The organism is Herpetosiphon gulosus, assembly GCF_039545135.1.
GTDB classification, from domain to species: domain Bacteria; phylum Chloroflexota; class Chloroflexia; order Chloroflexales; family Herpetosiphonaceae; genus Herpetosiphon; species Herpetosiphon gulosus.
The window spans coordinates 26,360-52,831 of record NZ_BAABRU010000011.1 but is presented as its reverse complement, the minus strand read 5'-3'; the positions used below and the strand labels follow the sequence as shown (position 1 = coordinate 52,831).

Here is a 26,472-nt window from a genome sequence, read left to right as displayed (position 1 = left end):
TCAAAGTAGCCTTCACGAAGGGGCTAGGGATCAGGGATCAGGAGTTAGGGGTTAGTTTGGAACGATGAAAATTTGTTTTTAGCCCCAGATTTAGTTGATTAGAATCCTATGTCCATTACCTGATCCCTAGCGCCTGAACCCTCACTTACAAGGGTAGGTTTTAACGTTCCCTCACCCCCAACCCCTCTCCCACTACGGCGGGAGAGGGGTGTTCCAAGGCTCATGATGAACGGTTCCCCCTCGCCTCGCGGGCGGGCTAGGGGGCTAGGGAACGTTAATCGACGGTGAGTCACATCCAAATCATTATTAAAAACCTACCCTTGTAGGTTGAACCCTAACCCCTCACCTCTGCGTTAAATCCCAATCCCCGACCGCCAATGACTGATCCCCTAAAGCTTACCCAAGCTTCAATAGCGCTGCCAAGGCCTGCATTCCAGCTGGGTGCGCTAAAAGCAAATTATGGGCCAATTGATCATCGGGGCTTAGTTCTGCATCGATCGTCATTTCGCCCTCAGGCAAACGTTGTTGATCGTGCATCCAATTGGGTTGCCATGCGCCAAGGCCTGCCAAATCGCTTGGAAAAACTAGGGCGGCCTCTTTGATCAATGGCTCCAGAATTGTGGCGTTACGGCGTAATTGCAAAATAAAGCCTGGCAACCATGGAATTAATACTGAGTCGGGCACAATTCGGAAGATATGGCTCAAAAGTTCAACCACGAACAACGCAATCCGTGGGGCAAATTTCAAGGCCAAGATAAAGCCATTCAGGTAGGCGGGCAATCCTTGCAAACTCAGTGAATCTTCGGTGAGATGTTCGAAAAATTCGCGCATTGACTGAATACTACGCCGATTGAGCAGCCACTCGGCAACCCACAACAAGCCCAGTTTATCGGGGGCAACTTCGCCCTTGCCAGCCAGTTCAACGCTAATTAGCAATTCGCTGCGCTGACAGCCAACCGATAAGGCCAAACTCTCCAGCGAGAAGATAAAGCCCAACATGCCCGCCACCGCTTCGGGCGTAGTGCCGCGATCGGCGATGGCCTGCGGCAGCAACGAGGCATAATGGCTATAACCAGTTGCTACAAACGATTCGAGCCAAACCGCCAAGCCTTGAGGCGTGGTGCGATAATATTGCACCAAATGGCGAGCACGGTCGAAAATATCTGGCGCATCCTGCACGCCCGTTTCTTGAATTAACAAGGCGCGGCTGTGAAAACCAAGTTCCTCGGTAAAGCGTGGGCTATGCAAATACATCAAGCTGGCTTCGGCGGTATGCAGCGCTTTGGCCGCTGTTGCATCATCGCCAAAGGCCCGTTGACGCATGCGCTGCTCTAGCACTTGCTCCAGCGTAATGCCTTCGTAGCCTAGTTGAATCACATCGCGTTGGTATTTGCCAATCCGAATTTCCCACGATTCTTGCAATGGTTTGCTGCCAAGTTTGCGCTCACCAATGATTGGCTGCACCACATAATTACCCAGCAAATAATTCAAGCGCCAAAGTAACTCTGAACTGTCGAGTAAATCGGGACGTTGGCTAAAATCCATCAAAGCCCGTTGGTTGGTTTTGGCATACAGGTTGACATTCAACGGCGCTAATCGATCATAGATATTTTTAGCCAATGGCGGCAGCGATTCATAGCCGACCGTGCCAACCCGATCGCCGCCCAACAAGACCCGACACAATTGGCTGATATTGCGTTTGCGTGGCGTGCGATCTTTTTCCAAGCAGGTGATCGCCGCATCTTGAAAATCGTAGGGCGAGGGCTGGCGGCGATTACGAATATTAGCCAAAAGATACGATGTTTCATAAATTGCAATTGAATCGGCGGTGCTGGACAAATAGCCATTTTCCCGCGCCAAACCCACAATTCGCGCACACCAATCGATCAATTGCTCGTGATCGGCCTCGGCCACTTCGGGCGGCATGCCCAGAAAATTAGCCAAAGCCTGAGGATTGTTTGATTGTTGGCTGGCAACGGCTGGAGCTTTATTGCGACTGGCTTTGGCTGGTTTTTGCTCCTTGCCAAGCTGAAACGGCTTAATATCAACAGCTTTAAGGCTTTTGCGCCAGGTCGATTCAGCCAAAGCAATTGTGCCAGGTGGATGATTGAACTGCTGTTCAATTGCCACAAAACTCGATGGAATCAGCCCAAACAGCCATTGAGTATTGCTTTTAGCAGGCATTTCAGCCCATTGCTCGGCAGTATTAGTGCCAAATTCAGCTACATCGCTGGCCAAGTGCGCCGCCCCACAAATATACAAGGCCTCAGTTGGATCAATCGCATGCTCGGCTAAATGTTGCTTGATCCGCGTCCACATATAGCGTTCACGCAGACGATCAGTGATTACATCTTGGGGTTTGCGACCAAGTTGGTGAATTAAGCTGCCAACCAAGGTCATTACTTGGCGATAGATGGCATAATCGGCGTGCAAAATCACCCGCTCGACATATTGCTCCCACCATTCGGTAAAATGGCGCGAGTTGGAGTTTTGCAGCAAATAATGCAGAAAATCGTCAAACGTCGGTTCTAACGAGCCAATCGTCACGCCAATCGATTTGCCATGGAGTTGGGCGGCCTCATCATCATCGTCGGCTGCATCCTCGTCGATTGTTGGCAAGGGTTGCCATTGAAACACATAATCAACTGGACGATCAACAAAAACCAATTGGGTTTCAGGGTGGGTCAGGGCATAGGCAATCGCTTGATATTCGGCTGACGATTCGGTCAAGGGCGCAACCACGCTAATTGGCAGCGCCTCTGGCGGAACCAACTCGCTATCGGCAGCAAATGCCTGAAACGCCACTGGCAATTTACAATCGCGCAAATGTCCCACCAACTCGAGCATATCCTCGCACAATTCGATGTAAATGACTTTTGGCTGCTTTTGGTGCAAGCGGCGCACCAGTTGCAAGGCCGAAGCAGGTGAATGATGCGCCACCGGAAACAGATCAAGCGGCTCGTGTTCAGCTCGCTCAACATCATGGGCCATGCGTTGGAGCAAGCGTTGCAGTGCCTCAGCATCTTCGCTGAAGGCTGCCGCTGTGACCTTTAATTGTTGGGTTAGTGAATCAAGCATGGGTTTATCCCTCGATGACCTTCATTGCATCCTGACCGCCAGCCATAAAATCGCGCCATTCGCCTTGATGTTTTTCGCTGTGTTTGGCCACCACGCTATGCCAGAATTTGTTCATTACGGCAATATCTTCGGGGCGACGACGAACCAGCGTGCCAACCAACGAGCGCCCAAGAATTTCGGGCGTGAGGCGTTGCTCGCCAAAGTAGGTCGAATAGAGCACGGCATCTTCCAACACGCCAATTTGTTCAGCGGTCGAGAGCGCTGATTCGAGCTTGGCATCGTCGGAGCTAGCACTAGCGCTAGCTTCGCGTAAATCAGCGAAGGTTTGCAGCAAGACATCGAGCAAGGTTGGGGCAACGTCGATTCGCACTTGTTGGCGCTCCAACAGCTCGGTCGTGCGAAACAGAATAATTTCGCGTTCTTGCTTTTTGTTGGTGACCACTGGAATATGCACAAAATTGAAACGCCGTTTGAGCGCCGACGAAAGATCGTTAACCCCACGGTCGCGGCTGTTGGCGGTAGCAATAATGTTGAAGCCCTGCTTAGCAAATACCACATTATCGTTGCGCAATTCAGGAATCGAAATGTATTTTTCACTCAAAATCGAAATCAGCGCATCTTGGACATCGCTGGTACAACGGGTTAATTCTTCAAACCGACCCATTGCACCAAGCTGCATGCTGGTCATAATGGGCGAAGGAATCATCGAATCACGCGATTGGCCAGCGGCAATTACCATGGCAATATTCCACGAATATTTAATTTGGTCTTCGGTTGTGCCTGCCGTGCCTTGCACCACATAGGTCGAATCGCCACAAATCGCTGCCGCCAGCAACTCGGCCATCCAGCTTTTGCCCGTGCCAGGATCGCCAATCAGCAACAAACCGCGATCTGAGGCCAAGGTGACAATCGCCCGCTCGGCAATACTGGGGTCGCCATACCATTTTTGGGCAATCTCGCGATCGAGCTTTTGAGCAGGCGTGCTACCAAGCACGAAGGTGCGCACCATCTGGGGCGAAAGTTGCCAGCGAGCAGGCCGTTGACCGCTATCACGTTCGGCCAAATAGCGCAATTCATCGGCATATTTGAGTTCGGCGGGCAAGCGCAAAACGGTATCAGACATTTTGACAACTCCTTCATTACAAGGTAATAAATTGCTTAATTTGTTCGATCAGCTTGCGAGGGCTGCCAGCAAAAATTGGCCGACCCATTTCTTTGAGCTTGGTGCGGAACCAATCGTTGACGCTGAAATAGCCTGAGCTAGTAACCGCCCCGACCGGAATAAAATGCACACCCGATTCGATCATGGCTTTGATTGTATCGAGCAGCACCTGCTGCGGGCCGCCTTCATAAAAATCGGTGATCAGTACCACGGCGGTTTTGCGTGGCTCTTGAATTTTTTCGCTAGCAAAGAGCAAGGCTTCGTTGATGCTTGTACCGCCGCCAAGCTGAGTGCGCAGCAACACCTCAAACGGGTCGTGTACCCACGGCGTGAGATCAAGCATGCGTGTGTCGAACGCGATCAAATGCATATCAACATGGGGCAAGCCGGCGAAAATCGAAGCCAGAATTGTGCATTGCACCATGGCATCAACCATCGAGCCAGATTGATCAACAACCACAATCATGCGCATTGGTGTGCGTTTTTTGGCAGTTTGGCGATAATACAAGCGATCAACATACAAGCGACCTTCATTGGAATTCCAATTGGTCAGATTGCGCCAAATTGTGCGTTTCAAATCAAGGTTGCGAAACACCCGCTTGGGCGGCACTGAACGGTCAATTTTGGCCGAAACCGCCTGCATCACCTGCAAACGCAACACATCGGCCAATTCATCGACATATTGTTTGATTAAACGTTTGGCGTTGATCAAAGCATTGCCCGAAAGATGGCTTTTATCGCGCAGCAATTGCTCAACCACCGCCATCGAAGGCGTAAGTTGGGCGGCGAGCCGATTATCTTGCAACACTTCGCGCAAGGCCATACGCTTAATCAAATCTTTTTCCAGCCCTTGGATGACTTGGCGCAACTCTTCTTCAGAGAGATTGAAGCCTGAGCCAATGCCCTGCCCACCTTGCAAACCACCAGGTTGGCTGGCTTGGCCTTGACCAGGTTGGCTTTGGCGCAACGCTCCAGGCTGAAAACCCAAACAACGTTCAAGATGGGCTACATCTTTGAGCCATTGGGCATACTCAGCAGCGCTGATCGAGCGTTTTTGGGTTTGGGGGCCAAAAACATTTAGCAACAACTTCGAGATAATCAATGAACGGCGCAAGATTGTAGGATCTTGACGATCGTCAAGCTCGGTCAGGTTGAACTCTGGTTCAAGCTCAGGATAACGCTGAAACAATTGATCCAGCGAGAGTGTTGGATGCAAAATCGACTCAGGCAACGCCAAATCTTGGGCAATTTCATGGCTCATATTGTCAAAGTTTTCGCCCTGCTGGTCGTAGCCAAACATGGTGCTGAGCATGCGCCAATAGAGCACTTGGCGACGATTTAATAGCTCGGATTGGTTCATGATTTCTCCCTGAGCAAGCGGCTAGCACGCTCTTTGAGAATGCCAACAGCATTATTTTTGGGCGCTTTTTTGAAAACTTTGCCATTCTCAAGCCCAATAAATAGCGGCTTGCCTTTTTTCAAGCTGGTTGACAAAGGCCGCAGCAGCCACTCGCCAGCATCGTAGCGCACCATGCCAAACAAACGATGAGCCGATTCAAGCACCGCCAAATCGATTTCAGTGCCGTTGATAAAGCCAAGATCGAGCTTGAAACTATGTTCAGCAGTAGTTATTGTGCAAGCTTCGGTACTTTGAGTAAGTTGATAGTTGCTCAAGACAACTGGCTCGGCCACATGGACTGGGTGGCGTTGTTCGGGGGCAAGTTGGGCTTGAGCAAGCGGTTGTTTGGGGTTTAGGCCAAAATGGCGCTCAGCAATATCTAATAATTCATATTTAGCGCCCAAGCTGGTGGTCTGCACATCCCACAGCAATTGACCAGTTGGCAAAACAGGCGCATCACGCAAAATCAAGGCTTTGGCGCTGCTCAGGCTATCAAAGAGCAGGCTCAACTCAGGAAACAACAACCACAATTGATCTTGCTGAATTGCCGCAACTTTATAGGCCGATTGGGTGATTGTGACCAAGCTAGCTTTGGAATCGGCCTCAAGCACAGCATAGACCACCAAACTAACCAATGTGGAATGTTGTCGCCATTCGATGCCCAAGGGGTACAGCGTGCCACTGACCGGTTGGGTTGGCGGGGTTGAACTAATGCTGAGGGTTGAAAGCATGGCTCGCATCCACAAATCACCCCATCGAAACAACGGCAATTGTTCGGGCTGAAGTTGCAATTCCTGCAGCCAGCCCGAAAGAATTGCTGAAGTACGCAGATAATCGGGGTTAGTTTGCAGTTGGGCGAGGGTTGGCGTAAAGGCGTTGATCATCGCTGGCTCCAGCCGCGAAAAGCCCATTACTGCCAAATCGGTCAGCCAATGCTGCAGGCTGCCCAACAAGGGCGGAGTTGCTGCAAGCGCCATGGCAGTCGATTTTGGTTGATCATTGATTGGGCGACCTAGTTGCAACCGAATTTGCGCTGAAAGTTGATCATGCTGGGCGGCTTGTAGCGCTGCCCGAGCTACTGCCAGCAACACAAACGCGGCTGGTTGAAACACCCCATTGCTTAAATCAGTTACTGTGCTGAGCATTGCAGCCTCAAACGGTGTACCCTGATAGACCTGCGTCAATCGTTGCAGGGTCGTTTGATGACTATGATTGAGATTAGTAAAGCCCGCCAACAAGAGTTGATCGATTGCTTGGATGAGGTCGTTGCTTGCACTAAATTCCGTTGATAGCATCACATGCCCCCTGCAAACCAATCCATCTCGGGCAGTGGCATTGGGCTAAGCGGAATTTCGAGCAACTGGAGTGCGCCAAGAAATCGGCTAAAAATTGCACCATGGGCTTGGTTGGTATTATGACCAACGATCCGCAAAAAATCACCTAAATGTTTAATTTGGGTTGGATCGTGAGCTGATTGCAGATATTTCAAAATGCCTTCAATGCCAAATTGCTTAATGCCTTCGCCCAGCAAATTGGTCAGATGTTTGCAAGGGCTGCCGCGCAAACCACCACAAGGCCGATTATTGTTGGTGCTACAGTAAAAATTGAGGCTCCGCGCCTCGAAATATGCCACATACACCCGCTGAATATCCGAGCCACTCGAAACCACGCCTTGCAACCGTCCATCGGCAAGCTCCACAAATGGCACTTCTTGGACATTGCGTTTATCGGTTTGGCGGAAGATTTGGGGCGGATTTAGTGATGAGGGAATCATCAAACCTCCTTTGCGCTATGCAACACTCGATTAATTCTGTATCAACTCTTGATTCCAGCGCAAACCTAGCATACCAAGCACATGAGACATTAGCAGTCACAGGATTTATGAGCCATCAATTTTTTCATTGGTTAAATGCTGAAGATCGATTATCATGAGGATGCAGCTAGCTAAAACCGAAAAAGAGATGTAAACTTATTCGATCAGAGTTATTAGAGGAAAGATTATATGCTGATAACAATCCCTGACCATCTCCACTCTATTACGATTCAACAATTACAGCTACCAAATAGAATTAGAAATATATTGTTAAGAGCAAATATCTGGAATCTTGGCGAATTAATTCCTTACTTAAATAATCTTTCAATAGTTCACGGACTTGGCGTATCAACAGTTCCTATTATCACTAGTTCTGTTGAAAATTTATGTAACTCTATAGATGAGAACCATAATATTGATTGGAATCGCTATTGGGTATTACAAAAAATAGATCCTGAAAATGTACAAGAAAGTAATCCTTTTTCAAGGGAGAGTAATATTCTCTCAAGAAAAATTACTATTAGTGAAAACTTCATACACATAACAATAGATGAATTACATTTACCAGAAATCATTTATAACAAACTTAATGATATGAATATCATCACATTACTCGATCTTTATAATGCTCAGGAGAATGGAACTCTTCGTGAAAATAAATTAGATAATAGATATATCAAGAAAATAAATGGAGTAATCGAAAATATCAAAAATTCAATTGATAAAGATAATAAAATTGATTGGAACAAGTATTTCAATAAACAAGGTCTTATCATAATACCTCAGCAATACAATCCAGTTAATACTAGTTTAAATATTTTCTACTTTCTTGAAGAAACTATCAAGTTTATCTTAAATATCTCTAATGATGAACGACATTGGGAAATTATTCAGCATAGATTTGGATTAAAAAAAACAAACAAATTTACACTTGAAGAATTAGGGTCATTTTTTGGGATTACACGCGAAAGAGTTCGACAAATTGAATTTAAGTGTTTAAAAAAATTACGTTTGGTATTAACAGAAAAAGAACATATTGAATATCCTTACATCATCCATCCAAACATCCTTTTTATGATAAGATCTATATTAAAGATTTTTAATAAAAGGGAAAATATGATTATAACAGAAAATGATCTGTTTAAAAAAATAGAATTTATTCTATCTTGTAGTAATGCAAATAATCCTATTATTCATCTATTACTTAAATTAGCAGAAATGAATCCTATTCATTTAATTAATACTGATTTAATTCCAGTATGGCAACACAGTTCATTAGCTAATCAAGATTTAACTCAAACTATTATTACTAATCTAGATATACTTTTAACACAAGATATAATAATTCCTATGGAAGACTTCGAGATCCTTTTAAAAATCAACCAAAAGTTACCTAAAAATCAAAAAATCAGTTTAGTAGAACTCCATCAATATATAAAGTTATGTAGCACTATTGAACAACGGGATGATGGCCTGTTTTGGGGGAAATTCGAATATTTAAAAAGCAGAGGAGATCAAGCCTACCGGATTTTAACCGAGGCAGGGAAACCCTTATCAATTGGATCAATGACGAGAACAATCAATAGTACACTGATACCACATGGACATCAAAAGCTCCAAGAACAAAATTTTGCTAATCAACTTATTAGCGATGCTCGATTTATACCAATTGGTCGAACAGGTCAGTGGGCTTTGAAGGCATGGAATCACATTGATACTAGTAGTATTTTAGAATTAATGGAAAAATTTTTACATATCCATAATAAACCAGCTACTGATCAAGAAATCTTTGATTATGTTCAGCAGCGAAGGCCTGTTGGTCGAGGATCAATTAATATCTACCTTACCAGTAATCCCAAAATCTTCCGTAAAACAAGCCGTAGCCATTGGGGTTTGGCAACATGGAAGGAGACAGAAAATGCCCATATTTGGAATCGCGAACAAATTGCAGATTTTATTGCAAACATTTTCAAGCAACATAAAACTCAAAAATTAGAGCTACGGATTATTCGTGAAGCCCTTATGCACGCTGCTAGAGTAACTTCACGCCAAGCAATTGGTATGGTTGCAAGGAATCCTGCCTTACGTATTTATCACGACCCAAACACTACTATACGATTTGCAACGTTTCAACCAAACTATAAAGCGGAAATAAACACAAAACAGTCGATAACTCGTAAGAAACAGACTATTCGTGATAGTATTCAGCAGGCAGTTCATTTGTTACTTGAACAGTCGCCCAATAAGCAGATGCCGTTATTTCAACTTATCAAGCAGTTAACTTCGGCTCCATATAACTTCCATGATAAGACTATGTATGCCTATATTCGTCAAATGTCATCAGTTGAAACAATAATTATCCCAGAAACAGGTACTAAAATGTGCCGATTAAAAGGTACAGATTCTATTACCTTTCCTCAAGTAAATCGGATTCAGGATTCACAATTAAGGGATAATATCAATCATGCATTAACGAATTTAAATGAAACTAATATTGATATAGCTTTATTTCAATTAGGACGTGAATTTGAGGCCACAATCAAAAATTGTTTAATTTCAGGAATCATCAGTGGAAGAATAAACGCAAGCCAAAGTTTGGGTAAAGACCCTAAAAAATGGAAATTGGTTGACATGGTAGATTATGCCAAAAACCAAAATCTTATTATAGATCTTGGGGCTGTAAATTTACTGTGCCAAGAAAGAAATAATCCCGCCCAAGGATTACGGCCTACATTGAGTGAGCGGCAAGCATTAATGAATAGTGCTCCATATCTTGCAGGCTTATACATTGATTATATTATTCATTTTTCTGAGCTTATGGATACATTTTAATAAAATTCAATAAAGCATGGGCAAGTAATTACCCATGCTTTGTTAGATTAAAGTTTATTGCTGTTGCTGCATTTGTTGTAACACCGCCGCCACATCGCCGCCCTCAACCACCGACCAGCCTTCTAGTTGCGATGGTTGATCGGCTTGTAACGGTTCGTCGGCGAGGCATACTTGCACCGCTACTTCGAGCGTGCTTTGGGTTTCGCCCTTGAAAATGCCATGAGTCGGCGGTACATCAGCGTAATCGCGGCCAAGCGCTACTCGAATATGCCGATCACTCACGGTCACATTGTTGGTTGGATCAAAGCCTACCCAGCCAAGGCTTGGCAACCACGCCTCAACCCATGCATGCGAGGCATCAGCCGCTGAACGCACAGTGTCGTCGGTACGATGAAACAGATAGCCACTTACATACCGCGCCGGAATTTGCAACCAGCGCAATAAACTGAGCATAATATGGGTGTAATCTTGGCAAACGCCCCGTCGGGTGGCCAAAGCTTCATCGATTGGCGAATCAGCGCGTGTACTCTGTGGAACATACTCAAATTTATCGTAGATTGCTTGATTAATCTGGCGAATCAACGAAAGTGGGTCGAGCTGTTTGCTCAGGCCAATTTCGGTAGCGAAGGCTTGCAGCAAATCGGTTGAGTGCACAAACTGGCTAGGGTTGAGATAATCCCAATCGTTGCCGTTGAGTGCATGATCTTCCAAAATTTGCCATGTGCTGAGATCAAGCATGAGATCATCGGCTGGAGCTTGAATCCGATTTTCGACATAGGCTTGGGTGATAATTTCAAGCTGAGTATGCGCCCGTGGAATCCCAAAATGATGCACCGTATTGCCCTGAGGATCATAATATACCAAGACTTTCGATTTTGGCTTGGTGGTTATGTCAAACGACAAACAGCGTTGATCGCCCTCGGTGCGCGGTTGTTTGCGAACTTCCATCATGCTTTCGCTAATTGGGTTGCTATAGCGAAAGCGAGTTACGTGGCGAATGGTGTAGTACATAGCACCTGCCAAACTTCAAGCGTGAAATCAAATGCTTTCGAGGCCAAGGCTGGCCAAAAACCAGCTTGGCAAGGGTTCGCGGGCGTTCAGCCATGGCGGTGGAATACAATCGCGGCCCAGTGTGCCCACCAACAATCCCCCAACAATTGCAGCCATTGAGGTAAAGTTGCCGCCAGCAGCACACACCTGCTCAATCGCGGCAGCATAATCATCGCGATAATGCACAGCACACCACAAGCACCACGGCACGGTAGCTTGGGCGCTATGCTGATAGCCATTGCTCAATCGTAAGGCAATGTGATGCCACATTTGGCGATCATTCATTGCGGAAGCCAAGACCAAACGATGTTCAAGGCTGCTGCTCGGCACATAGTGGCTAATTTCATCCAAGATTGCCGAGGGCTGGCGCAGCGGTTGATCACGTTCACGCCAGAGAATTGCGCCTGCTACCGCCACTGCCACTGCTCCCGCCACCGCCTCAGAATGGGTATGGGTGGTAAGCGCCGAAAGTTGGGCTTGTTGAGCAACTTCGTTCAGCGGAGCCTCAGCCAAAAATAAGCCTAACGGAGCCACACGCATGGCCGCGCCAACCCCAAACGAGCCTTGCCCATCGAATAAGTTTTGAGCATCGCTCATCACGGCTGCGCCATCACGCGGCTTAGCCAATAATTGATGCATCGACGTGCCATAATCACGGACTGGGGTGTAGCGCAAAGCCAAATCGGCAGCCAAAGCCGCACTATGCACCGCGCCATAATGCCATAATTGATCAACCAACGAACATGCCATCAAGGTTGCGTCTGTCCACAGCCATGGTGCTGGCAAAAGGCTGGGCTGGTCGGCAATTGCAAGCCCGGTTTGAACTTGCTGCCAAAGCTGTTGACCATAGGCCTCGCCCACCGATAAGCCCGTTAAGGCCGCCAACATGCGCTGTTGTGCTGCTGTCATGATCATCCTTATACCAATGCTGTCTCCACCGGATAACTAATAAAGGTCTGATAGACGTTGGTATGAATTTGTTGGCATTGCTGTTGAATCGTCGCTAAATAGCCGCTCAAGCCATCGGCCATAATCTCATCAACTTGACCATAATCTAGACTTGCTTGTAATCGTCCAGCCAAGCGTTTGACCCGATCGCCGCGTCGCCCAAGGGTATTCGAGGCGATCGCTTGAATCGAGGCCGCAACTTGGTCGGCGGCAAAGCGCACCGAACGCGGCGATTCAGCGTTCAACAACAAAAATTCAGCAATTCGTTCTGGCCGAATATCAGCAGTATATACATTACAATAGGCCTCGAACGATGTACAGGACTTTAGCAACCCAACCCAATCTAAATAATTGGTTTGATCATCGGGTGTGCTGCCAGTTTCGGCAAAATGCACATCGAGCAAAATCGCCGTGGCCATAGCTCGCTCCATAAATTGGCCTAAACGCAGCCAGTGCCAGCATTCACCATGGCTCAATGTGGCAGTTGTAATGCCTTGAAAGAGATGAATGCCCTCTTTCAACACATTATGCAGAAATTCATGCGGCTCGTGCCACATTTGATCCATCGTTGTGCGCTTGACCTGCAAATAGACCCGATTGAGTTGTTCCCACATTTCCGAGCTGATTTGTTCGCGCACTTGGCGGGCATTCTCACGAGCAGCGCCAATGCAACTTACCAACGAGCTGGCATTGCTCACATCAAAGGTCAAGGCTTGCACCAAAGCATAGGTTTGGGGCACACCCTCGTAATTCCATGCCAGGAATGTTTGCATGCGCTCCCAACGGCGCTCGGCAGCAGCAGGCGTTTGGTCAAGCATCAAGGCTAAATTCACGTCAAGCAAACGGGCAGTATGCTCGGTTCGCTCAAGGTAGCGGCCAATCCAATATAAACTATCAGCAACCCGCGATAACATCAGCAGCCCCCGATTTTTAATGATGATCCATGGATGCCCTCACCCCCAGCCCCTCTCCCACTGTGGCGGGCGAGGGGAGCACTGCTAGAGCGGTTCCCCTTCGCCTCGCGTGCGGGCGAGGGGGCAAGGGGGTGAGGGCATCGTGATCCCCGATCTCCAACTCCCCAACTCCTATGTTCTATGCTCTTACTCTCCTAGCCCCTGATCCCTAATCCCTAGCCCCTAATAAAGAACCCACGTATCTTTACTGCCACCGCCTTGCGATGAATTGACTACCAACGAGCCACGCCGCAAGGCTACCCGCGTCAGGCCGCCAGGCACAATGCTAATTTGATCGCCAAATAAAATGTAGGGCCGCAAATCGACGTGGCGCGATTCGAGTTTGCCATCAATAAAACAGGGAGCTTTGGAAAGCGCAAGCGTTGGTTGGGCGATGTAGTTGCGTGGGTTGGCAATAATGCGGTCGCGAAACTGGGCGCGTTGCTCCAGCGTGCTATGCGGGCCAATCAGCATATCGTAGCCGCCCGATTCGCCAACCGCCTTTACCACCAACGAATCCAAATTATTCAACACATGCTGGCGTTGACGATCATCGCTGAGCAAAAAGGTTTCAACATTGGGCAAAATCGGGTCTTCATCAAGATAAAACTTGATCATCGCTGGCACATAGGCATAAATCGCTTTATCATCGGCTACGCCTGTGCCCAAGGCATTGGCCAAAGCCACATTGCCAGCGCGATAGGCATTCAACAAGCCTGCCACGCCCAACACCGAATCAGGCCGAAATGCCAAAGGATCGATAAATTCATCATCGACTCGCCGATAAATCACATCAACGCGGCGCAAACCAGCAGTCGTGCGCATATACACCACATTATCGTGAACAATTAAATCGCGGCCTTCGACCAGTTCAACCCCCATCTGGCGAGCCAAAAAGGTGTGTTCGTAGTAGGCCGAATTAAACACCCCAGGCGTAAGCAGCACAATCGTTGGGTCGCTGCGACCTTGTGGAGCCAACGAGCGCAAGGTTGCTAACAAGGCTTGGCCATAATGATCGATCGAGCGCACCCCATAGCTCGAAAACAACTGCGGGAACACCCGTTTCATCACCAACCGATTGGCCAGCATATACGACACGCCGCTAGGAACCCGCAAATTATCTTCCAACACCGCAAATTGGCCACTTGGCAACCGGATCAAATCGGTGCCAACGATCGAAACATAGCGATCGCGTGGCACGCTAACCCCCCGCATTTGGCGCGAAAAATGGCGACAGCTATAGACCAATTCACGCGGCACAACCCCCGCCCTTAAAATTGTTTCCTCGTGATAAATATCGCGCAAAAACAAATTTAATGCAGTAACCCGCTGCGCCAATCCACGCTCAATCGTATCCCACTCTTTGGCGGTCAATAGTCGTGGCAGCAAATCATAGGGAAAAATGCGCTCAGTACCTTCATCGCGACCATAGACTGTAAAGGTGATTCCTTGATTGAGAAAAGCCAAATCAGCAGCTTGCTGGCGACGAGCCAACTCATCAGGTGGCAACTCGCGCAGCCGTTCCGAGAGCAGCCGATAATGTGGACGAGGCGTGTTTGGGCCAAGAAACAACTCATCGTAAGCGGTTTCGAGTTGATACTGACGAAAAGGGGCTACATCGGGCATAGCGTGCTCCTTGCAGTCTGTTCAGCATTGAAGGGATTTGAGGCAACATCGCCGCGTTGGGGGGAAAGAAGATGGCCTATAGTACCGATCTCCACAGATTTCGTCAAGCACCTAGCTACGTACTAGGCTCGTTGAGTGGCTTGGCTAGCCCAAAATCGCTCAGATTAAAACTTGCATAGATAGCCTGATCAGTGTAAGGTACAGGCGCGATGTCCAGCACAGGTGGGTTGGCTGGCGGTGTCGAGGGTTTGAATTGTGCCAAGCTTCCAGCAGATTTGGGAACGAGTTTCTTTCTTAGCAGCCCTAGATATTCTGCTTGTTGCTGCCTTGATTTTTTGGCTGCTCGGGGTCATTCGGGGCACTCGCGCAGTTCAATTATTACGCGGGGTCGGCATTTTAGTGGTTGTGGCGCTGCTAGCTGGCTCAACCTTGCCACTCACCACGTTGCGCTGGATCATTCGCGAAGCCCTTAGCCCAGCCCTATTTGTCGCAATTCCAATTCTCTTCCAGCCTGAATTACGCCGTGCGCTCGAATCGTTGGGCCGTACTGGCGAATGGTTTAATCGCTTTGGCAGCACCAATCGCTCCGATGTTGAAGAGATGATCAACACCATTTCGCGGGCAGCTAAACAATTATCACAACAAGGTATCGGCGCATTGATGGTGATCGAGCGCGACACTGGCTTGCAAGAATACGCCGACCGTGGCGTAATCGTCGATTCGCGCATCTCCGTGCCCTTGTTGGTTAATATTTTTTTCCCCAACGCGCCACTCCACGATATGGCGGTGATTTTTCGGCGCAACCGCATTTTGGCCGCCAACTGTGTGCTACCACTGAGTGAAAATGTGGTTGGCAGTACACGCTATGGCACACGCCACCGCGCCGCCTTGGGCATCAGCGAACAATCCGATGCGATTTCGGTGATCGTTTCCGAGGAAACTGGCAGTATTTCGATTACCCACGATGGCCGCATGGTGCGCCATTTAACCGAAGGTCGTTTACGCAAACTGCTGGCTGGCTTATTGCGCGTCGAACTAAGCGAAGAGGAAGAAGCATGAATAAGCTTGCAGGTAGCCCGTTACGCGCCTTTGTTGCCGCAGTGTTGGCGAGCATCATTTGGGTGTTTGTTAGTTTCACCGAAAATCCGCAGCAAGTTACGCCATTTACCAATTTGCCAATTCGTGCCGAAGGGCTAAGTAGCAATTTAACCTTAGTTGATAGCGAAGGTCGGCCAATTCCCGTTCCCGATGCGGTTGTTAACTTAAATGTTTCTGGCCCTCAAGATACAATCACCCGCATTACCAAGCAAAATGTCCAACCATTTATTAATATCGCAGGGCTAGAGCCTGGCTCACATGAAGTTGCGGTGCAAGCTCGCAGCATTCCCAGTCGCTCTGATCTCGATTTTCAGAGCTTTCAGCCCGCTACAGTTTTGGTGCAGATCGAGCAAATTATTACCGCCTCGCTGCCATTAACCATCACCACGGTTGGCCAGCCACCAACTAGTTATGAAGCCAGTTTGCCGATCGCCAGCGTCAATGGCGAGATGATTAAGCAGGTGACAATAACTGGGCCAGCTAGCCAAGTTAATAAGGTAGTTGGTGGCGAAATTACACTCGATCTTTCATCGCAAACCAGTAATTTGCGTACCCGCCGCAATATTATCGCAGTCGATATTGCTGGGCGCGATGTTGAAGGCGTGACGGTCAGCCCTGAATTGGCCGATATCGAAGTGCGAATTTTATCCAGCAGCGGCATTAAGCGCGTGCCAATTATCTACACCACTCTCAACAGTCCGCCAGCGGGCTATCGAGCTGAGGTGGTGCTTGAGCCAGCCTTTGTTACCTTAATTGGTAGTGCTCAGCGCTTAACCGAAGTTGAATTTGTTGAAACCCAACCGCTCAATCTGCCAAATAGCACCCAAAGTTACACCGCAACGATTAAATTACGTTTTCCGATTGGGGTGACTCCGCGTGATGCCCAAGCCGCCGATAGCACGATCGCCACGATTCGTTTTGTGCCAATTAGCACCGAAATTGTGCTCAACCTGCCGTTAGTACCACGTAATTTGCCTGCTGGCCTAGAATTGAGCTACCAGCCCAAACAGCTTGAAGTAAGCTTGCGCGGTAACGCTCAAAATTTGCAAAATCTCAATAATTTGGCCTTGGTGTTGGATCTAGCTGGACGCAATGCAGGCAGTTATAGCATTCAGCCCAGCCTTAATCTGCCAACCGGCATCACGTTGGCCAAGCCATTAGCTGCGGTTCAAGTAAATCTTAGTGCAATTATCATCCCGACAGCTGAGCCAACCAGCCCGATTGAACCAACCGAGCCAACAACCACGCCGATTGCCACCCCAACTGCGACTGAGCCAATTAGCCCAACCGAGCCAATTAGCCCGACCGAACCAATCTCGCCAACATTAACGCCCTAGCGGGTTAAGCGATGATCATAGTTGCCATAAGGGTTCAGCTATGCTATAATCGCGCGGTCAATTGATTGGCACGAAAAGAAACGGCGTGTGAAATTCACACGCTTGTTGTTTGTCCAGCGACCGTATCCGCTGTATGCCAATGAACTTTAGCGATTAACCAGCGCCGAGAGATACGGCTCTACGCACTAGAAATAAAGGCAGAGCAATGCAACAGGCTCCCGTTATTCACGAAATTGAAAACGAATATCTGCGCAAAGATGTGCCAGAATTCCGCGTTGGCGACACGGTTCGCGTTAGCGTCAAAGTTGTTGAAGGTACTCGCGAACGGATTCAAGACTTTGAAGGTGTCGTGATTCGCCGCCGCCGCATGGGTGTCAACGAAAACTTCACCGTGCGTCGGATTGCCTCACACGGTATTGGTGTTGAGCGGACGTTCTTGCTGCACTCACCCCGGATCGACGGCGTAAAATTGGTACGGACTGGTAAAGTTCGCCAAGCCAACCTGTACTACTTGCGCGGTCGCACTGGTAAGGCCGCTCGGATCAAAGAACGCCGCGGTTAATCGTTTCGTTATAGCTGCAAAACCCTGCGCGGGTGTGGGCCAAGCCTGCACTCGCGTTTGTATTTTTGGGAGCATTGGCGATGCTGCAACGAATGCAAGCGTTGGTTATTTGGGCCTTTGAGTGTTTTTATCACGAAGCGGCCTTTACCTACGATTTGGTCGCTTGGCTCATGTCGCAAGGCTATTGGAGCCAATGGGTACTGGCAGCCTTGCCTGAAATCGCCGATCAAGCATTGCTTGAGCTTGGCTGTGGCACGGGCTATGTCCAACAAGCTCGCCAAGATCAACCAAGCCTCACAATTGGCCTTGATGAATCGCGCCAAATGTTGAGTTTAAGCCGTCGTCGAGCGCCGCAAGCCACGCTGGTTCGGGCGGTTGCCCAAGCCTTGCCTTACGCTGATGCCAGTTGGTCGGCGGTGCTTTCGACCTTTCCAGCGCCCTATTTATTCGATCGGCGCACTTTGGCCGAATTGCAACGGGTGCTCACCAACGATGGCAAATTGTATATCGTCGATGGCGGCAGCATTCCCAATGGCTTGTATGCACTGATCATCGGGTTAATCTATCGGCTGGTGTTTGGGCGACATAGCAACCCTGAAGCGCCAACCAGCCAACTTGACCCACGCATCCAGCGTTTGCACGAAGCGGGCTTTCGCGTCAGCAACCAAATCAAACAGGTTGGCAAGTCGCAAGTCCAAATCTTCATCGCCGAAAAAGCCAACCAGCCTTAATTGATAGTAGCTTGGATTAGGGTCTGACTCAACCCAGCCCCCGATCCCCAGCCCCCAACAACCAACCTATGACAATTGGAATTCACGAAGAACAACAACTTTGGCGCAAGGGAGCGCAAATCGTCGCCGGAGTCGATGAAGTTGGCCGAGGCTGCTGGGCTGGCCCAGTTGTCGCCGCTGCCGTCTGCTTCCCAACCCATTTGCTCAACGATCCTCTGGCCTTGGCAGGCATCAACGACTCAAAAACCTTGAGTGCCGAAGCCCGTCAGGCAATGGCCCAACAGATTCGCCAATTGGCCAGCGGGATTGGCCTCGGCGTGGTTTCGGCCCATCTGATCGATTTATTTGGAATTGCCGAAACCACCAAATGGGCCATGATGCACGCCGTTTTGAGCTTGCCAAATTTGCCCGATGGTTTGGTGATCGATTGGGTCAAATTGCCCGAACTGCCATTATTGCAACGCTCGCTGCCCAAAGGCGATGCGATCAGCATTTCGGTGGCAGCGGCCTCGATTATTGCCAAAGTCTATCGCGACAACCTGATGCACGAGTATGATCAACGTGACCCGCGTTATGGCTGGGCTGCCCATAAAGGCTATGGCACGGCCCAACATCAACGGGCCTTGGCAGCCCACGGCCCATCAGGCTTGCATCGACGCTCGTTCAAGCCACTAGCCGCCTTCGTTGATTGACAAAATCGCCAGAGAATGATACTAAGGTCAAACATGGCTTTTATGGAGTGTTGATATGCCTTCGCCATATTATGATCAGGGGCGGCGTGATGCGGAAAATGGCACGCTGAATCAATTGTTTTATCACACCTACCACGATTATAAACGTGGCTATGATGAAATTGTGAATGGCCCACCCAAACCAAAGCCAAATTTCCTCTTTTTCTTGATTCCGGCGCTATTGCTGGTGGGGCTAGCTGGGGGTTGGTTTCTGCGCGATCGCGGCGTTTTGAGTACCCCCCCAACTCCCGTAGTTGTCATGGTGACGGTAACCCCCGTGACTGCTTCGCCGACCTTTCCGCCCTTTGCGATTGCCACTCCCGCCCCGCCAACTCCAACTCAACTGGTGATTGAAATTGGCGGTGAGGCAATCACCCTCGAACAAGTGCGCATTCGGCCTGATCCCAGCATTCAAGGTGAGCCGATTGGGGCGCTTGATCCAGGCGAAATTATCACGATCGTCGATGGGCCACGCCAAGGCGACGATTATACGTGGTGGCTGATCGAATCGGCAATTGGCCAAGGTTGGGTTGCTGAAGATTTTATTCAAGCACGCTAAAGGAACAATTATGACCGATCACGCTGTTCTTGATGAATTAAATGGCCGCTATGGAGATTTCGGTGGGCGCTATGTGCCTGAAACCTTGATGGCCGCGATCGAAGAATTAACCGAAGCCTTTTTTCGGATTCGCACTGACCCTGAGTTTCAGGCCGAACTCCAACATTTGCACCGCACCTACACAGGCCGGCCAACCGCATTAACCTATGCTCGTCGCTTGACCGAGGAGCTTGGCGGAGCACAAATTTGGCTCAAACGCGAAGATCTGACCCACACTGGTGCACATAAAATCAATAATGCCTTGGGTCAAGGCCTATTAGCCAAACGCATGGGCAAACAGCGAATCATCGCCGAAACTGGCGCAGGCCAGCATGGCGTTGCCACCGCCGCCGTTTGTGCCCTGCTTGGGCTACAATGTGTGGTCTATATGGGCACTGAAGATATGGAGCGCCAAAAGCCCAATGTTTTTCGCATGCGCCTGTTGGGAGCCGATGTACATGGAGTCAGCACTGGCTCGAAAACCCTCAAAGATGCAGTCAACGAAGCCATGCGCGATTGGGTCAGCAACCCTGATTCATATTATTTGCTTGGCTCGGCGCTTGGGCCACACCCCTACCCGCTGATGGTACGCGAATTTCAAAGCATTATTGGAATCGAAGCCCGCGAGCAAATTTTAGCGGCAACTGGCAAATTGCCCAACACGATTATTGCCTGTGTTGGCGGCGGCTCAAACGCCATCGGCATGTTCCACGCCTTTATCAACGATGAACATGTTGATCTGCGGGGGGTTGAAGCAGGTGGCCATGGGATTGAGCTTGGTCGCCATGCGGCACGGTTTGCAGGTGGGCGTTTGGGCGTTTTCCAAGGCACCCGTTCGTATGTGCTGCAAAATAGCGATGGTCAAATTGCCAATACCCATAGCATTTCTGCTGGCCTCGATTATGCTGCTGTAGGCCCAGAGCATGCGTGGCTTCACGATGAAGAACGGGCTTTCTATACCTATGCAACCGACGAAGAAGCTTTGAATGGCTTTCAGCTGCTCTGTCGAACCGAAGGCATTATCCCAGCCTTGGAATCGTCGCATGCGATTGCCGAAGCTGTGCGTTTAGCCCCCACCATGAGCAAAGAAAGCATTATTTTGGTCAATCTGTCGGGGCGGGGCGATAAAGATATTTTCACCGTTGCAGATGTATTGGGAGTGCAAATGTAGCGGAGCGGCTTCGAGCGAAGCCAATGTGTAAGGAGTAGTTATGGCTCAATCGTGTGTAGTTTGTCGAGCCGCGCTTGCCGATGGCTCGGTCTATTGTTCTGAATGTGGCTCGCGGCAGCCTGCCGCAGGTCAATCAACCCAAGTGCTAGGCAGCGGGGTTTTTGGTTCGCAGCCCTTGCCAAGTGGCAGCGATCATGATGATTCGCCGTATGCGCCACGGCGGAGCGGCACGCAACCACTGAATGATCCACCAACCCAAGTTGTTAACAACTACCAAAGCCCTACTAGCTCAACCAGTTATGGGCAGGGGCCATCAACCCAGCCCAATTTTCCGCTGCCTCAATATACTCCGCCTGCACAACCCAACTATGCCCAACCTTCGGCAAAATCGAATAACCTTGGGCGTTGGTTAATTGGCGGTGGCTTGGCCTTGCTGTTGGTTGGGGGCGGTGCTGGGGCGTATTATTTCCTCGGCAACAATGATTCAAACAACGGCGAAAGTGGCAATGTTGCGACTGGCCCAACCTGGACACCGATTCCAACTAAAATCGCCGAACCAACCGAACAAGTCGCTGGCGATCCACTGGTCGAACCAACCAATGAGCCAACTGTCGAGCCAACCCAAGGCCAAAGTGATCCAGTCGATCAGCCAACGCCAACCAATGAATCCAATGATTTGCCAACTCAAGCGGCTGGTGGTAGCGCCCCAACTGATCTCTCTGGCGAGCTGATTTATCTTGATGATAGCTTTGAATTGGTGCGCCAAACCATGAGCACTGGCTCAGTCAGCCCGCTTGATCTTGGCGGACAGGCCTATTACAACGATTTATTGAGTTGGTCGCCTGATGGCCAAAGCATGGCCTTTTTTGTACGCGACGGCGCAAAAACTAGCATTTATTTAGCTGATGGTGATGGCACGAATATCCGTAGCGTGATTGAATTGCAGGATCTCGCACCCCAAAGCTTGAGCTGGTCGCCTGATAGCAGCAAGTTTGCCTTTGTTACCAGTGACATCGATTTTGAAACCAAGGAAGATCAAAATCTGTATGTTTTTGATCTGGCCAGCAATAGCGAAAAACAACTGACAACCACTGGCTTGATTGATTTCGATCCCTTGAGTTGGTCGCCTGATAATCAAACAATTTTGTTTGCTGCAGGCCAGGATGGCATCGAATTCAATGTGATTAATGCTGATGGCAGTAATCAGACCAAACTCGCCGATGTGTTTACTTCTGATGCGTGGTGGACCAAAGATAGCAAAATTATCTATGACGATTTTTGCGATCGTTCAAACTTTGATCGTGGGGTTTGTTTGCTCGACCCAGCCACGGGCGAGGTTGAAACCCTGCAAAAAATTGGCGATTTTTACCTGAGCGGAATTTCGCCCGATGCCAATTGGTATATGCTCGATAATTATAACGATGGCTCGTTGCTGCTGATCAATGCCGACACTGGCGATAAGGAGTTGGTAGCTCCACCCAGCAGCGGCGGCTCGTATGAAATTCGGGTTTGGGGCAAGTGGTCACCCGATCGCCGTTATGTCACCTACGAAACGATTGGCCAAGGCACATTTATCTATGAAATTGGCTCGGGCCAAGCCGCCGCGCCTTTCGTCAATGGCTCAATCATTGAATGGCTGCCGTAATTTGATCCACGAAGAGCACGAAGGACACGAAGTAAGGCTGGAGGCTATCGGAACATTTTGAGACATTGCAATGATGACAATCCCTCACCCCTAGCCCCCTCTCCCGCACGCGAGGCGAGGGGGAATTGCTCTCGGAGTGCTCCCCTCGCCCGCCGCAGTGGGAGAGGGGCTGGGGGTGAGGGCATGCTGATCGCTCTTAATGATATAAATCATTCTAAAAGCCTATAGCCCACCCGCTTTGTGCTCTTCGTGTCCTTCGTGGATCAAAAACTAAACCCTTAAAAATTAGCGCAGCCCAAGTTGTTGATAGGCCCGCAACAAGGTAGCATTGGCAACTTCGGCAGCCCGTTCAGCGCCGCGTTTGAGAATCCCATCGAGTTCAGCTGGATCAGCGGTGAGCTGGTTGTAGCGTTGTTGCAATGGCTCCAAGGTTGCAATCACCACATCGGCAACCGCACCCTTGAGCTTACCATAACCTTGGCCTTCAAATTCAGCCTCAATCGTGGCTTTATCCTTACCAGTCAAGGCTTGGTAAATCCCCAAAAGATTGTTGACCCCAGGTCGGGTTTCGTCGAATTTGATCTCGCTGCCCGAATCGGTGACCGCCCGCATAATTGCTTTACGGGTTGCCTTCAAATCGCTCAACAAAGGAATCGAATGATTGGCTGCTTTATTGCTCTTGCTCATCTTTTGGGTTGGGTCATCCAAGCCCATCACCCGCGCCGCCACAGGCCGAATCAAGGCCTCGGGAATCACAAAGGTTTCGCCATAGAGATGATTAAAGCGCTCGGCAATATCGCGGGTTAGCTCAATATGCTGCCGTTGATCATCGCCAACGGGCACAACTTGGGTATCGTAGAGCAAAATATCGGCAGCCATCAAGGTAGGATAATTCATCAAGCCAGCCGCTACGGTTTCTTGCTTTTGCGATTTATCCTTAAATTGGGTCATACGATTCAACCAGCCCAAGGGTGTTTGGCAATTTAAAATCCAACCTAACTCAACATGAGCTGGCACATGCGATTGAACAAAAATTGTGGCATGCTCAAGGCTAATGCCTGCCGCCAAATACAACGCCGCTAAATCGCGCACATTTTTGCGCAACTCGGCTGGATCTTGCGGAACGGTGATCGCATGGAGATCGACGATACAGAAGAAATTATCGTATTGATTTTGCTCTTGCACCCAGGTATGAATCGCCCCCAAATAGTTGCCAAGGTGTAAGTTGCCTGATGGTTGAATGCCCGAAAAAACTCGTGGTAACGAACTCATAATGCTGTACTCCGTCTAACTAAAACAAGGCCGTCTCTCGAATCCACATACGGGACGAGAGACGGCTTGATTCTCGCGGTACCACCCGAATTCGCAACCATCATAATAGTTACGCGCTCGTAGCCCGCTAACGGAGGCAATCACGGCTCAGCCTACTACCAGGTAGCAACCCAGATTTGGTGAGCAACTCAGCGGGCCATTCAGCAAAGACAGCTTGATTATCCTCGCAGCCAAGGGATAACTCTCTGGACAAGTGCGCTTTTGCTTACTCTTCCGCGTCAACGTCGTTTTCAATTGTTGGCTATTCTATTCAGCCTGTGCTTGCTTGTCAATCCGCCGAAATACCGATCCACGAAGGACACGAAGAGCACGAAGGTTAATTTTTTTGCCACAGATTGCCACAGCTTTGTTTGATTATGCTGCTATGCTCAACACCTGATCCCTAAACCGACCCTAGTAGCAGTTCCTCAATCCCTATGTTCTATGCTCTTTGATCTATCGTACCAGCCCCTGACAACTAAACCCTAACCCCTCGTCCAAAATTTATCATCTTATGTGCAATCAGTCATAAGTAGGGCAGTAGCAACAGTGTTTCAATGGTAAAATATCCAGCAGACGCTTCCAACTGGAAAGGGATTTCATGGCGCTTTCGAATAGTGAATTTGTGGTTGAACGATCGTGGAAGATCAATCGTTCAACGCCGTTGCGCTGGGTTTGGTCGCACGCGCGGCGCAATCTTTGGTGGATAATCGGGCTATTTATTGGGGCATTTGGCAATGCATTATTCGCCGCCCAAGTGCCAGTCGTCACGGGCCAAGCCTTCGAGGCAGTTAAAGCTGGCGATAAAAATGGCTTGTGGTGGGCAGCTCTGCTAATTGTTGGCGGGCAATTTTTGCGAGCATTTGTGCAGTTATTGCGCAATTTCTCCTCAGAAGTGATCGGCCAACGGCTCGAACGCGATGTGCGCGATGAACTCTACACCAGTTTATTGGGCAAAAGTATGGCCTTCCACGATAGCCAACCAACTGGCGATGTGATGGCCCGCGCCACCAACGATGTGCGCGAAATGAACTTGATGCTCAATCCTGGGGTCAACTTGGTGGTCGGCTCGGCAATGTTTTTAATTATGCCGCTGATTGCCTCGCCCCACCCGCAACTGCTGGTTGTGCCAATTCTCTATTTGGTGTTTTATGGGCTGTTGGTTTGGCATTATTTACGTCAACTCAAGCCTGTCACCACGGCAGTGCGCCAAAGTTTTGGTGAACTCAACGCCACCTTGGCCGAAGCAATCGATGGCGTAGAAACGGTCAAAGCTACCGCCCAAGAAGAGCGTGAGCGTAATCGTTTTCGGGCTGCCGTGACCAAATGGCGTAATGCCTTTGTGGCTCAAGGCAATGTGGAAGCGGTCTTTTTGCCAGTCTTATTGCTTGGTTTAGGCCAAGGCTTGGGCTTTATTCATAGCCTAATTCTTTTTCGCAATGGCCTGATTAATGTTGGCGATGTGGTTTCATTCAATGGCCTGTTGCTGTTGTTTGGCTTCCCAACTTTTACCGCCCAATTTGCCTACTCGCAGCTTTCGAGCGGCCTCGCAGGTGGGCGACGGATTTTGGAATTAATTACCACCGAAACCGAGCTTGATGAAAATGCCCAAGGCTATGCCGAGCCAATGCGCGGCGAAATTGTCTTTGAAAATGTGGCGTTTGGCTATCATAGCGAGGTTGATGCGGTACAAAAAGTCAGTTTTCGAATTGCACCTGGTCAAACTGTAGCCTTAGTCGGCCAAACTGGCGCAGGCAAAACCACGCTCACCAAATTGCTCAACCGCACCTACGATACCCGCGAAGGCCGCATTTTGATCGATGGCGTTGATGTGCGCGATTGGAATTTAGCAGCTTTGCGTCGCCAAATCTCGATCATCGAGCAAGATATTTTCTTGTTTTCGCGCTCAATTGCCGATAATATTGGTTTTGGTGTGCCTAATGCCACCCGCGCGCAAATTATCGAAGCCGCCAAAGCGGCGCAAGCCCACGATTTTATCGGGCGGCTCGCCGATGGCTACGATACGATCATCGGTGAACGCGGCGTAACGCTCTCTGGGGGGCAACGCCAACGCTTGGCTTTGGCGCGGGCTTTCTTGACCGATCCCACAATCTTGGTGCTTGATGATTCGACCAGCGCGATCGACAGCGCAACTGAAGATCGGATTCAACAAGCGATTGAACAAGCCTCGCAAGATCGCACCACAATTTTGATTACCCATCGGCTTTCGCAAATTCGCTGGGCCGACCTGATCATCGTGATTCGCAAAGGTACAATCAGCGCCGTTGGCACGCACGAAGATCTCATGCAGCAATCCGAAGCCTATCGGGCAATCTTTGCCAAATTATGAATTATGAAGGTGAATTATGAAGAAAGGGTTTGATTTTTCATCCCTCATCCCTCATCCTTCATCCTTTCCAAAAAGGT

The 26,472-nt window shown here is 49.2% G+C and carries 20 protein-coding genes and 1 other annotated feature; of the genes, 10 read left to right on the top strand and 10 right to left on the bottom strand.

Features of this window, described 5'->3' with window-relative positions:
• Positions 1-396: 396 nt before the first annotated feature.
• From ABEB26_RS15665 to ABEB26_RS15645, 5 genes are read right to left on the bottom strand one after another with little or no spacing between them, the layout of a single operon-like run.
• On the bottom strand, positions 397-3,078 hold the full coding sequence (locus ABEB26_RS15665) for a DUF5682 family protein (protein ID WP_345722979.1): 2,682 nt from the start codon (positions 3,076-3,078) through the stop codon (positions 397-399).
• A gap of 4 nt (positions 3,079-3,082) precedes the next feature.
• A complete protein-coding gene (locus ABEB26_RS15660) occupies positions 3,083-4,201 on the bottom strand; it encodes an AAA family ATPase (RefSeq protein WP_345722977.1) in 1,119 nt (372 codons plus the stop codon).
• A gap of 16 nt (positions 4,202-4,217) precedes the next feature.
• Positions 4,218-5,600 carry a VWA domain-containing protein gene (locus ABEB26_RS15655; protein ID WP_345722976.1) on the bottom strand — a complete coding sequence of 461 codons (1,383 nt, stop codon included), beginning with the start codon at positions 5,598-5,600 and terminating at the stop codon, positions 4,218-4,220.
• Positions 5,597-6,934 carry a hypothetical protein gene (locus ABEB26_RS15650; RefSeq protein WP_345722975.1) on the bottom strand — a complete coding sequence of 446 codons (1,338 nt, stop codon included), beginning with the start codon at positions 6,932-6,934 and terminating at the stop codon, positions 5,597-5,599. The genes ABEB26_RS15655 and ABEB26_RS15650 overlap by 4 nt, the downstream gene beginning before the upstream one ends.
• A complete protein-coding gene (locus ABEB26_RS15645; protein WP_345722974.1) occupies positions 6,934-7,413 on the bottom strand; it encodes a hypothetical protein in 480 nt (159 codons plus the stop codon). Before ABEB26_RS15645 ends, ABEB26_RS15650 begins: the two co-directional genes overlap by 1 nt.
• A gap of 228 nt (positions 7,414-7,641) precedes the next feature.
• On the opposite strand from ABEB26_RS15645, the gene ABEB26_RS15640 reads away from it, so the two are divergent.
• Complete coding sequence (locus ABEB26_RS15640; RefSeq protein WP_345722973.1) at positions 7,642-10,284, top strand: sigma factor-like helix-turn-helix DNA-binding protein; 2,643 nt, start codon at positions 7,642-7,644, stop codon at positions 10,282-10,284.
• 54 nt (positions 10,285-10,338) lie between these two features.
• Here the strand turns inward: ABEB26_RS15640 and ABEB26_RS15635 are convergent, their stop codons facing one another.
• From ABEB26_RS15635 to ABEB26_RS15620, 4 genes are all read right to left on the bottom strand, one after another.
• On the bottom strand, positions 10,339-11,295 hold the full coding sequence (locus tag ABEB26_RS15635) for a transglutaminase family protein (RefSeq protein WP_345722972.1): 957 nt from the start codon (positions 11,293-11,295) through the stop codon (positions 10,339-10,341).
• Positions 11,296-11,322: 27 nt separating this feature from the next.
• Complete coding sequence (locus tag ABEB26_RS15630; protein WP_345722971.1) at positions 11,323-12,243, bottom strand: ADP-ribosylglycohydrolase family protein; 921 nt, start codon at positions 12,241-12,243, stop codon at positions 11,323-11,325.
• A gap of 8 nt (positions 12,244-12,251) precedes the next feature.
• The gene (locus ABEB26_RS15625) at positions 12,252-13,196 is read right to left on the bottom strand and encodes an alpha-E domain-containing protein (RefSeq protein ID WP_345722970.1); all 945 of its coding nucleotides are present in this window, start codon (positions 13,194-13,196) and stop codon (positions 12,252-12,254) included.
• A 222-nt stretch (positions 13,197-13,418) separates the two neighbouring features.
• Positions 13,419-14,861 (bottom strand): circularly permuted type 2 ATP-grasp protein, encoded by a 1,443-nt coding sequence (locus tag ABEB26_RS15620; protein WP_345722969.1) that lies wholly within the window; start codon positions 14,859-14,861, stop codon positions 13,419-13,421.
• A 255-nt stretch (positions 14,862-15,116) separates the two neighbouring features.
• On the opposite strand from ABEB26_RS15620, the gene cdaA reads away from it, so the two are divergent.
• From cdaA to ABEB26_RS15580, 8 genes are all read left to right on the top strand, one after another.
• On the top strand, positions 15,117-15,920 hold the full coding sequence (cdaA, locus tag ABEB26_RS15615; RefSeq protein ID WP_345722968.1) for a diadenylate cyclase CdaA: 804 nt from the start codon (positions 15,117-15,119) through the stop codon (positions 15,918-15,920).
• The gene (locus ABEB26_RS15610; RefSeq protein WP_345722967.1) at positions 15,917-17,296 is read left to right on the top strand and encodes a CdaR family protein; all 1,380 of its coding nucleotides are present in this window, start codon (positions 15,917-15,919) and stop codon (positions 17,294-17,296) included. Before cdaA ends, ABEB26_RS15610 begins: the two co-directional genes overlap by 4 nt.
• A gap of 205 nt (positions 17,297-17,501) precedes the next feature.
• On the top strand, positions 17,502-17,858 hold the full coding sequence (gene rplS / locus ABEB26_RS15605) for a 50S ribosomal protein L19 (RefSeq protein ID WP_012187786.1): 357 nt from the start codon (positions 17,502-17,504) through the stop codon (positions 17,856-17,858).
• A gap of 80 nt (positions 17,859-17,938) precedes the next feature.
• Complete coding sequence (locus tag ABEB26_RS15600; protein WP_345722966.1) at positions 17,939-18,589, top strand: class I SAM-dependent methyltransferase; 651 nt, start codon at positions 17,939-17,941, stop codon at positions 18,587-18,589.
• A 68-nt stretch (positions 18,590-18,657) separates the two neighbouring features.
• A complete protein-coding gene (locus ABEB26_RS15595) occupies positions 18,658-19,281 on the top strand; it encodes a ribonuclease HII (protein WP_345722965.1) in 624 nt (207 codons plus the stop codon).
• A gap of 55 nt (positions 19,282-19,336) precedes the next feature.
• Positions 19,337-19,879, top strand: coding sequence for an SH3 domain-containing protein (locus ABEB26_RS15590; protein ID WP_345722964.1), 543 nt, complete (start codon positions 19,337-19,339; stop codon positions 19,877-19,879).
• Between the two features lie 10 nt (positions 19,880-19,889).
• On the top strand, positions 19,890-21,089 hold the full coding sequence (gene trpB / locus ABEB26_RS15585; protein WP_345722963.1) for a tryptophan synthase subunit beta: 1,200 nt from the start codon (positions 19,890-19,892) through the stop codon (positions 21,087-21,089).
• 40 nt (positions 21,090-21,129) lie between these two features.
• On the top strand, positions 21,130-22,734 hold the full coding sequence (locus ABEB26_RS15580) for a hypothetical protein (RefSeq protein WP_345722962.1): 1,605 nt from the start codon (positions 21,130-21,132) through the stop codon (positions 22,732-22,734).
• A 285-nt stretch (positions 22,735-23,019) separates the two neighbouring features.
• Here the strand turns inward: ABEB26_RS15580 and trpS are convergent, their stop codons facing one another.
• Positions 23,020-24,006, bottom strand: coding sequence for a tryptophan--tRNA ligase (gene trpS, locus ABEB26_RS15575; RefSeq protein ID WP_345722961.1), 987 nt, complete (start codon positions 24,004-24,006; stop codon positions 23,020-23,022).
• A gap of 47 nt (positions 24,007-24,053) precedes the next feature.
• Positions 24,054-24,297: a binding site (T-box leader), on the bottom strand.
• 349 nt (positions 24,298-24,646) lie between these two features.
• Here trpS and ABEB26_RS15570 point away from each other — a divergent pair.
• On the top strand, positions 24,647-26,395 hold the full coding sequence (locus ABEB26_RS15570; protein ID WP_345722960.1) for an ABC transporter ATP-binding protein: 1,749 nt from the start codon (positions 24,647-24,649) through the stop codon (positions 26,393-26,395).
• Positions 26,396-26,472: the final 77 nt, after the last annotated feature.

What these genes read in the sequence shown, in the direction of transcription:
- ABEB26_RS15665 (WP_345722979.1), bottom strand. Translation starts at nt 3,078, where the DNA reads ATGCTTGATTCACTAACCCAACAATTAAAGGTCACAGCGGCAGCCTTC.
- ABEB26_RS15660 (WP_345722977.1), bottom strand. Translation starts at nt 4,201, where the DNA reads ATGTCTGATACCGTTTTGCGCTTGCCCGCCGAACTCAAATATGCCGAT.
- ABEB26_RS15655 (WP_345722976.1), bottom strand. Translation starts at nt 5,600, where the DNA reads ATGAACCAATCCGAGCTATTAAATCGTCGCCAAGTGCTCTATTGGCGC.
- ABEB26_RS15650 (WP_345722975.1), bottom strand. Translation starts at nt 6,934, where the DNA reads ATGCTATCAACGGAATTTAGTGCAAGCAACGACCTCATCCAAGCAATC.
- ABEB26_RS15645 (WP_345722974.1), bottom strand. Translation starts at nt 7,413, where the DNA reads ATGATTCCCTCATCACTAAATCCGCCCCAAATCTTCCGCCAAACCGAT.
- ABEB26_RS15640 (WP_345722973.1), top strand. Translation starts at nt 7,642, where the DNA reads ATGCTGATAACAATCCCTGACCATCTCCACTCTATTACGATTCAACAA.
- ABEB26_RS15635 (WP_345722972.1), bottom strand. Translation starts at nt 11,295, where the DNA reads ATGTACTACACCATTCGCCACGTAACTCGCTTTCGCTATAGCAACCCA.
- ABEB26_RS15630 (WP_345722971.1), bottom strand. Translation starts at nt 12,243, where the DNA reads ATGACAGCAGCACAACAGCGCATGTTGGCGGCCTTAACGGGCTTATCG.
- ABEB26_RS15625 (WP_345722970.1), bottom strand. Translation starts at nt 13,196, where the DNA reads ATGTTATCGCGGGTTGCTGATAGTTTATATTGGATTGGCCGCTACCTT.
- ABEB26_RS15620 (WP_345722969.1), bottom strand. Translation starts at nt 14,861, where the DNA reads ATGCCCGATGTAGCCCCTTTTCGTCAGTATCAACTCGAAACCGCTTAC.
- ABEB26_RS15610 (WP_345722967.1), top strand. Translation starts at nt 15,917, where the DNA reads ATGAATAAGCTTGCAGGTAGCCCGTTACGCGCCTTTGTTGCCGCAGTG.
- rplS (WP_012187786.1), top strand. Translation starts at nt 17,502, where the DNA reads ATGCAACAGGCTCCCGTTATTCACGAAATTGAAAACGAATATCTGCGC.
- ABEB26_RS15600 (WP_345722966.1), top strand. Translation starts at nt 17,939, where the DNA reads ATGCTGCAACGAATGCAAGCGTTGGTTATTTGGGCCTTTGAGTGTTTT.
- ABEB26_RS15595 (WP_345722965.1), top strand. Translation starts at nt 18,658, where the DNA reads ATGACAATTGGAATTCACGAAGAACAACAACTTTGGCGCAAGGGAGCG.
- ABEB26_RS15590 (WP_345722964.1), top strand. Translation starts at nt 19,337, where the DNA reads ATGCCTTCGCCATATTATGATCAGGGGCGGCGTGATGCGGAAAATGGC.
- trpB (WP_345722963.1), top strand. Translation starts at nt 19,890, where the DNA reads ATGACCGATCACGCTGTTCTTGATGAATTAAATGGCCGCTATGGAGAT.
- ABEB26_RS15580 (WP_345722962.1), top strand. Translation starts at nt 21,130, where the DNA reads ATGGCTCAATCGTGTGTAGTTTGTCGAGCCGCGCTTGCCGATGGCTCG.
- trpS (WP_345722961.1), bottom strand. Translation starts at nt 24,006, where the DNA reads ATGAGTTCGTTACCACGAGTTTTTTCGGGCATTCAACCATCAGGCAAC.
- ABEB26_RS15570 (WP_345722960.1), top strand. Translation starts at nt 24,647, where the DNA reads ATGGCGCTTTCGAATAGTGAATTTGTGGTTGAACGATCGTGGAAGATC.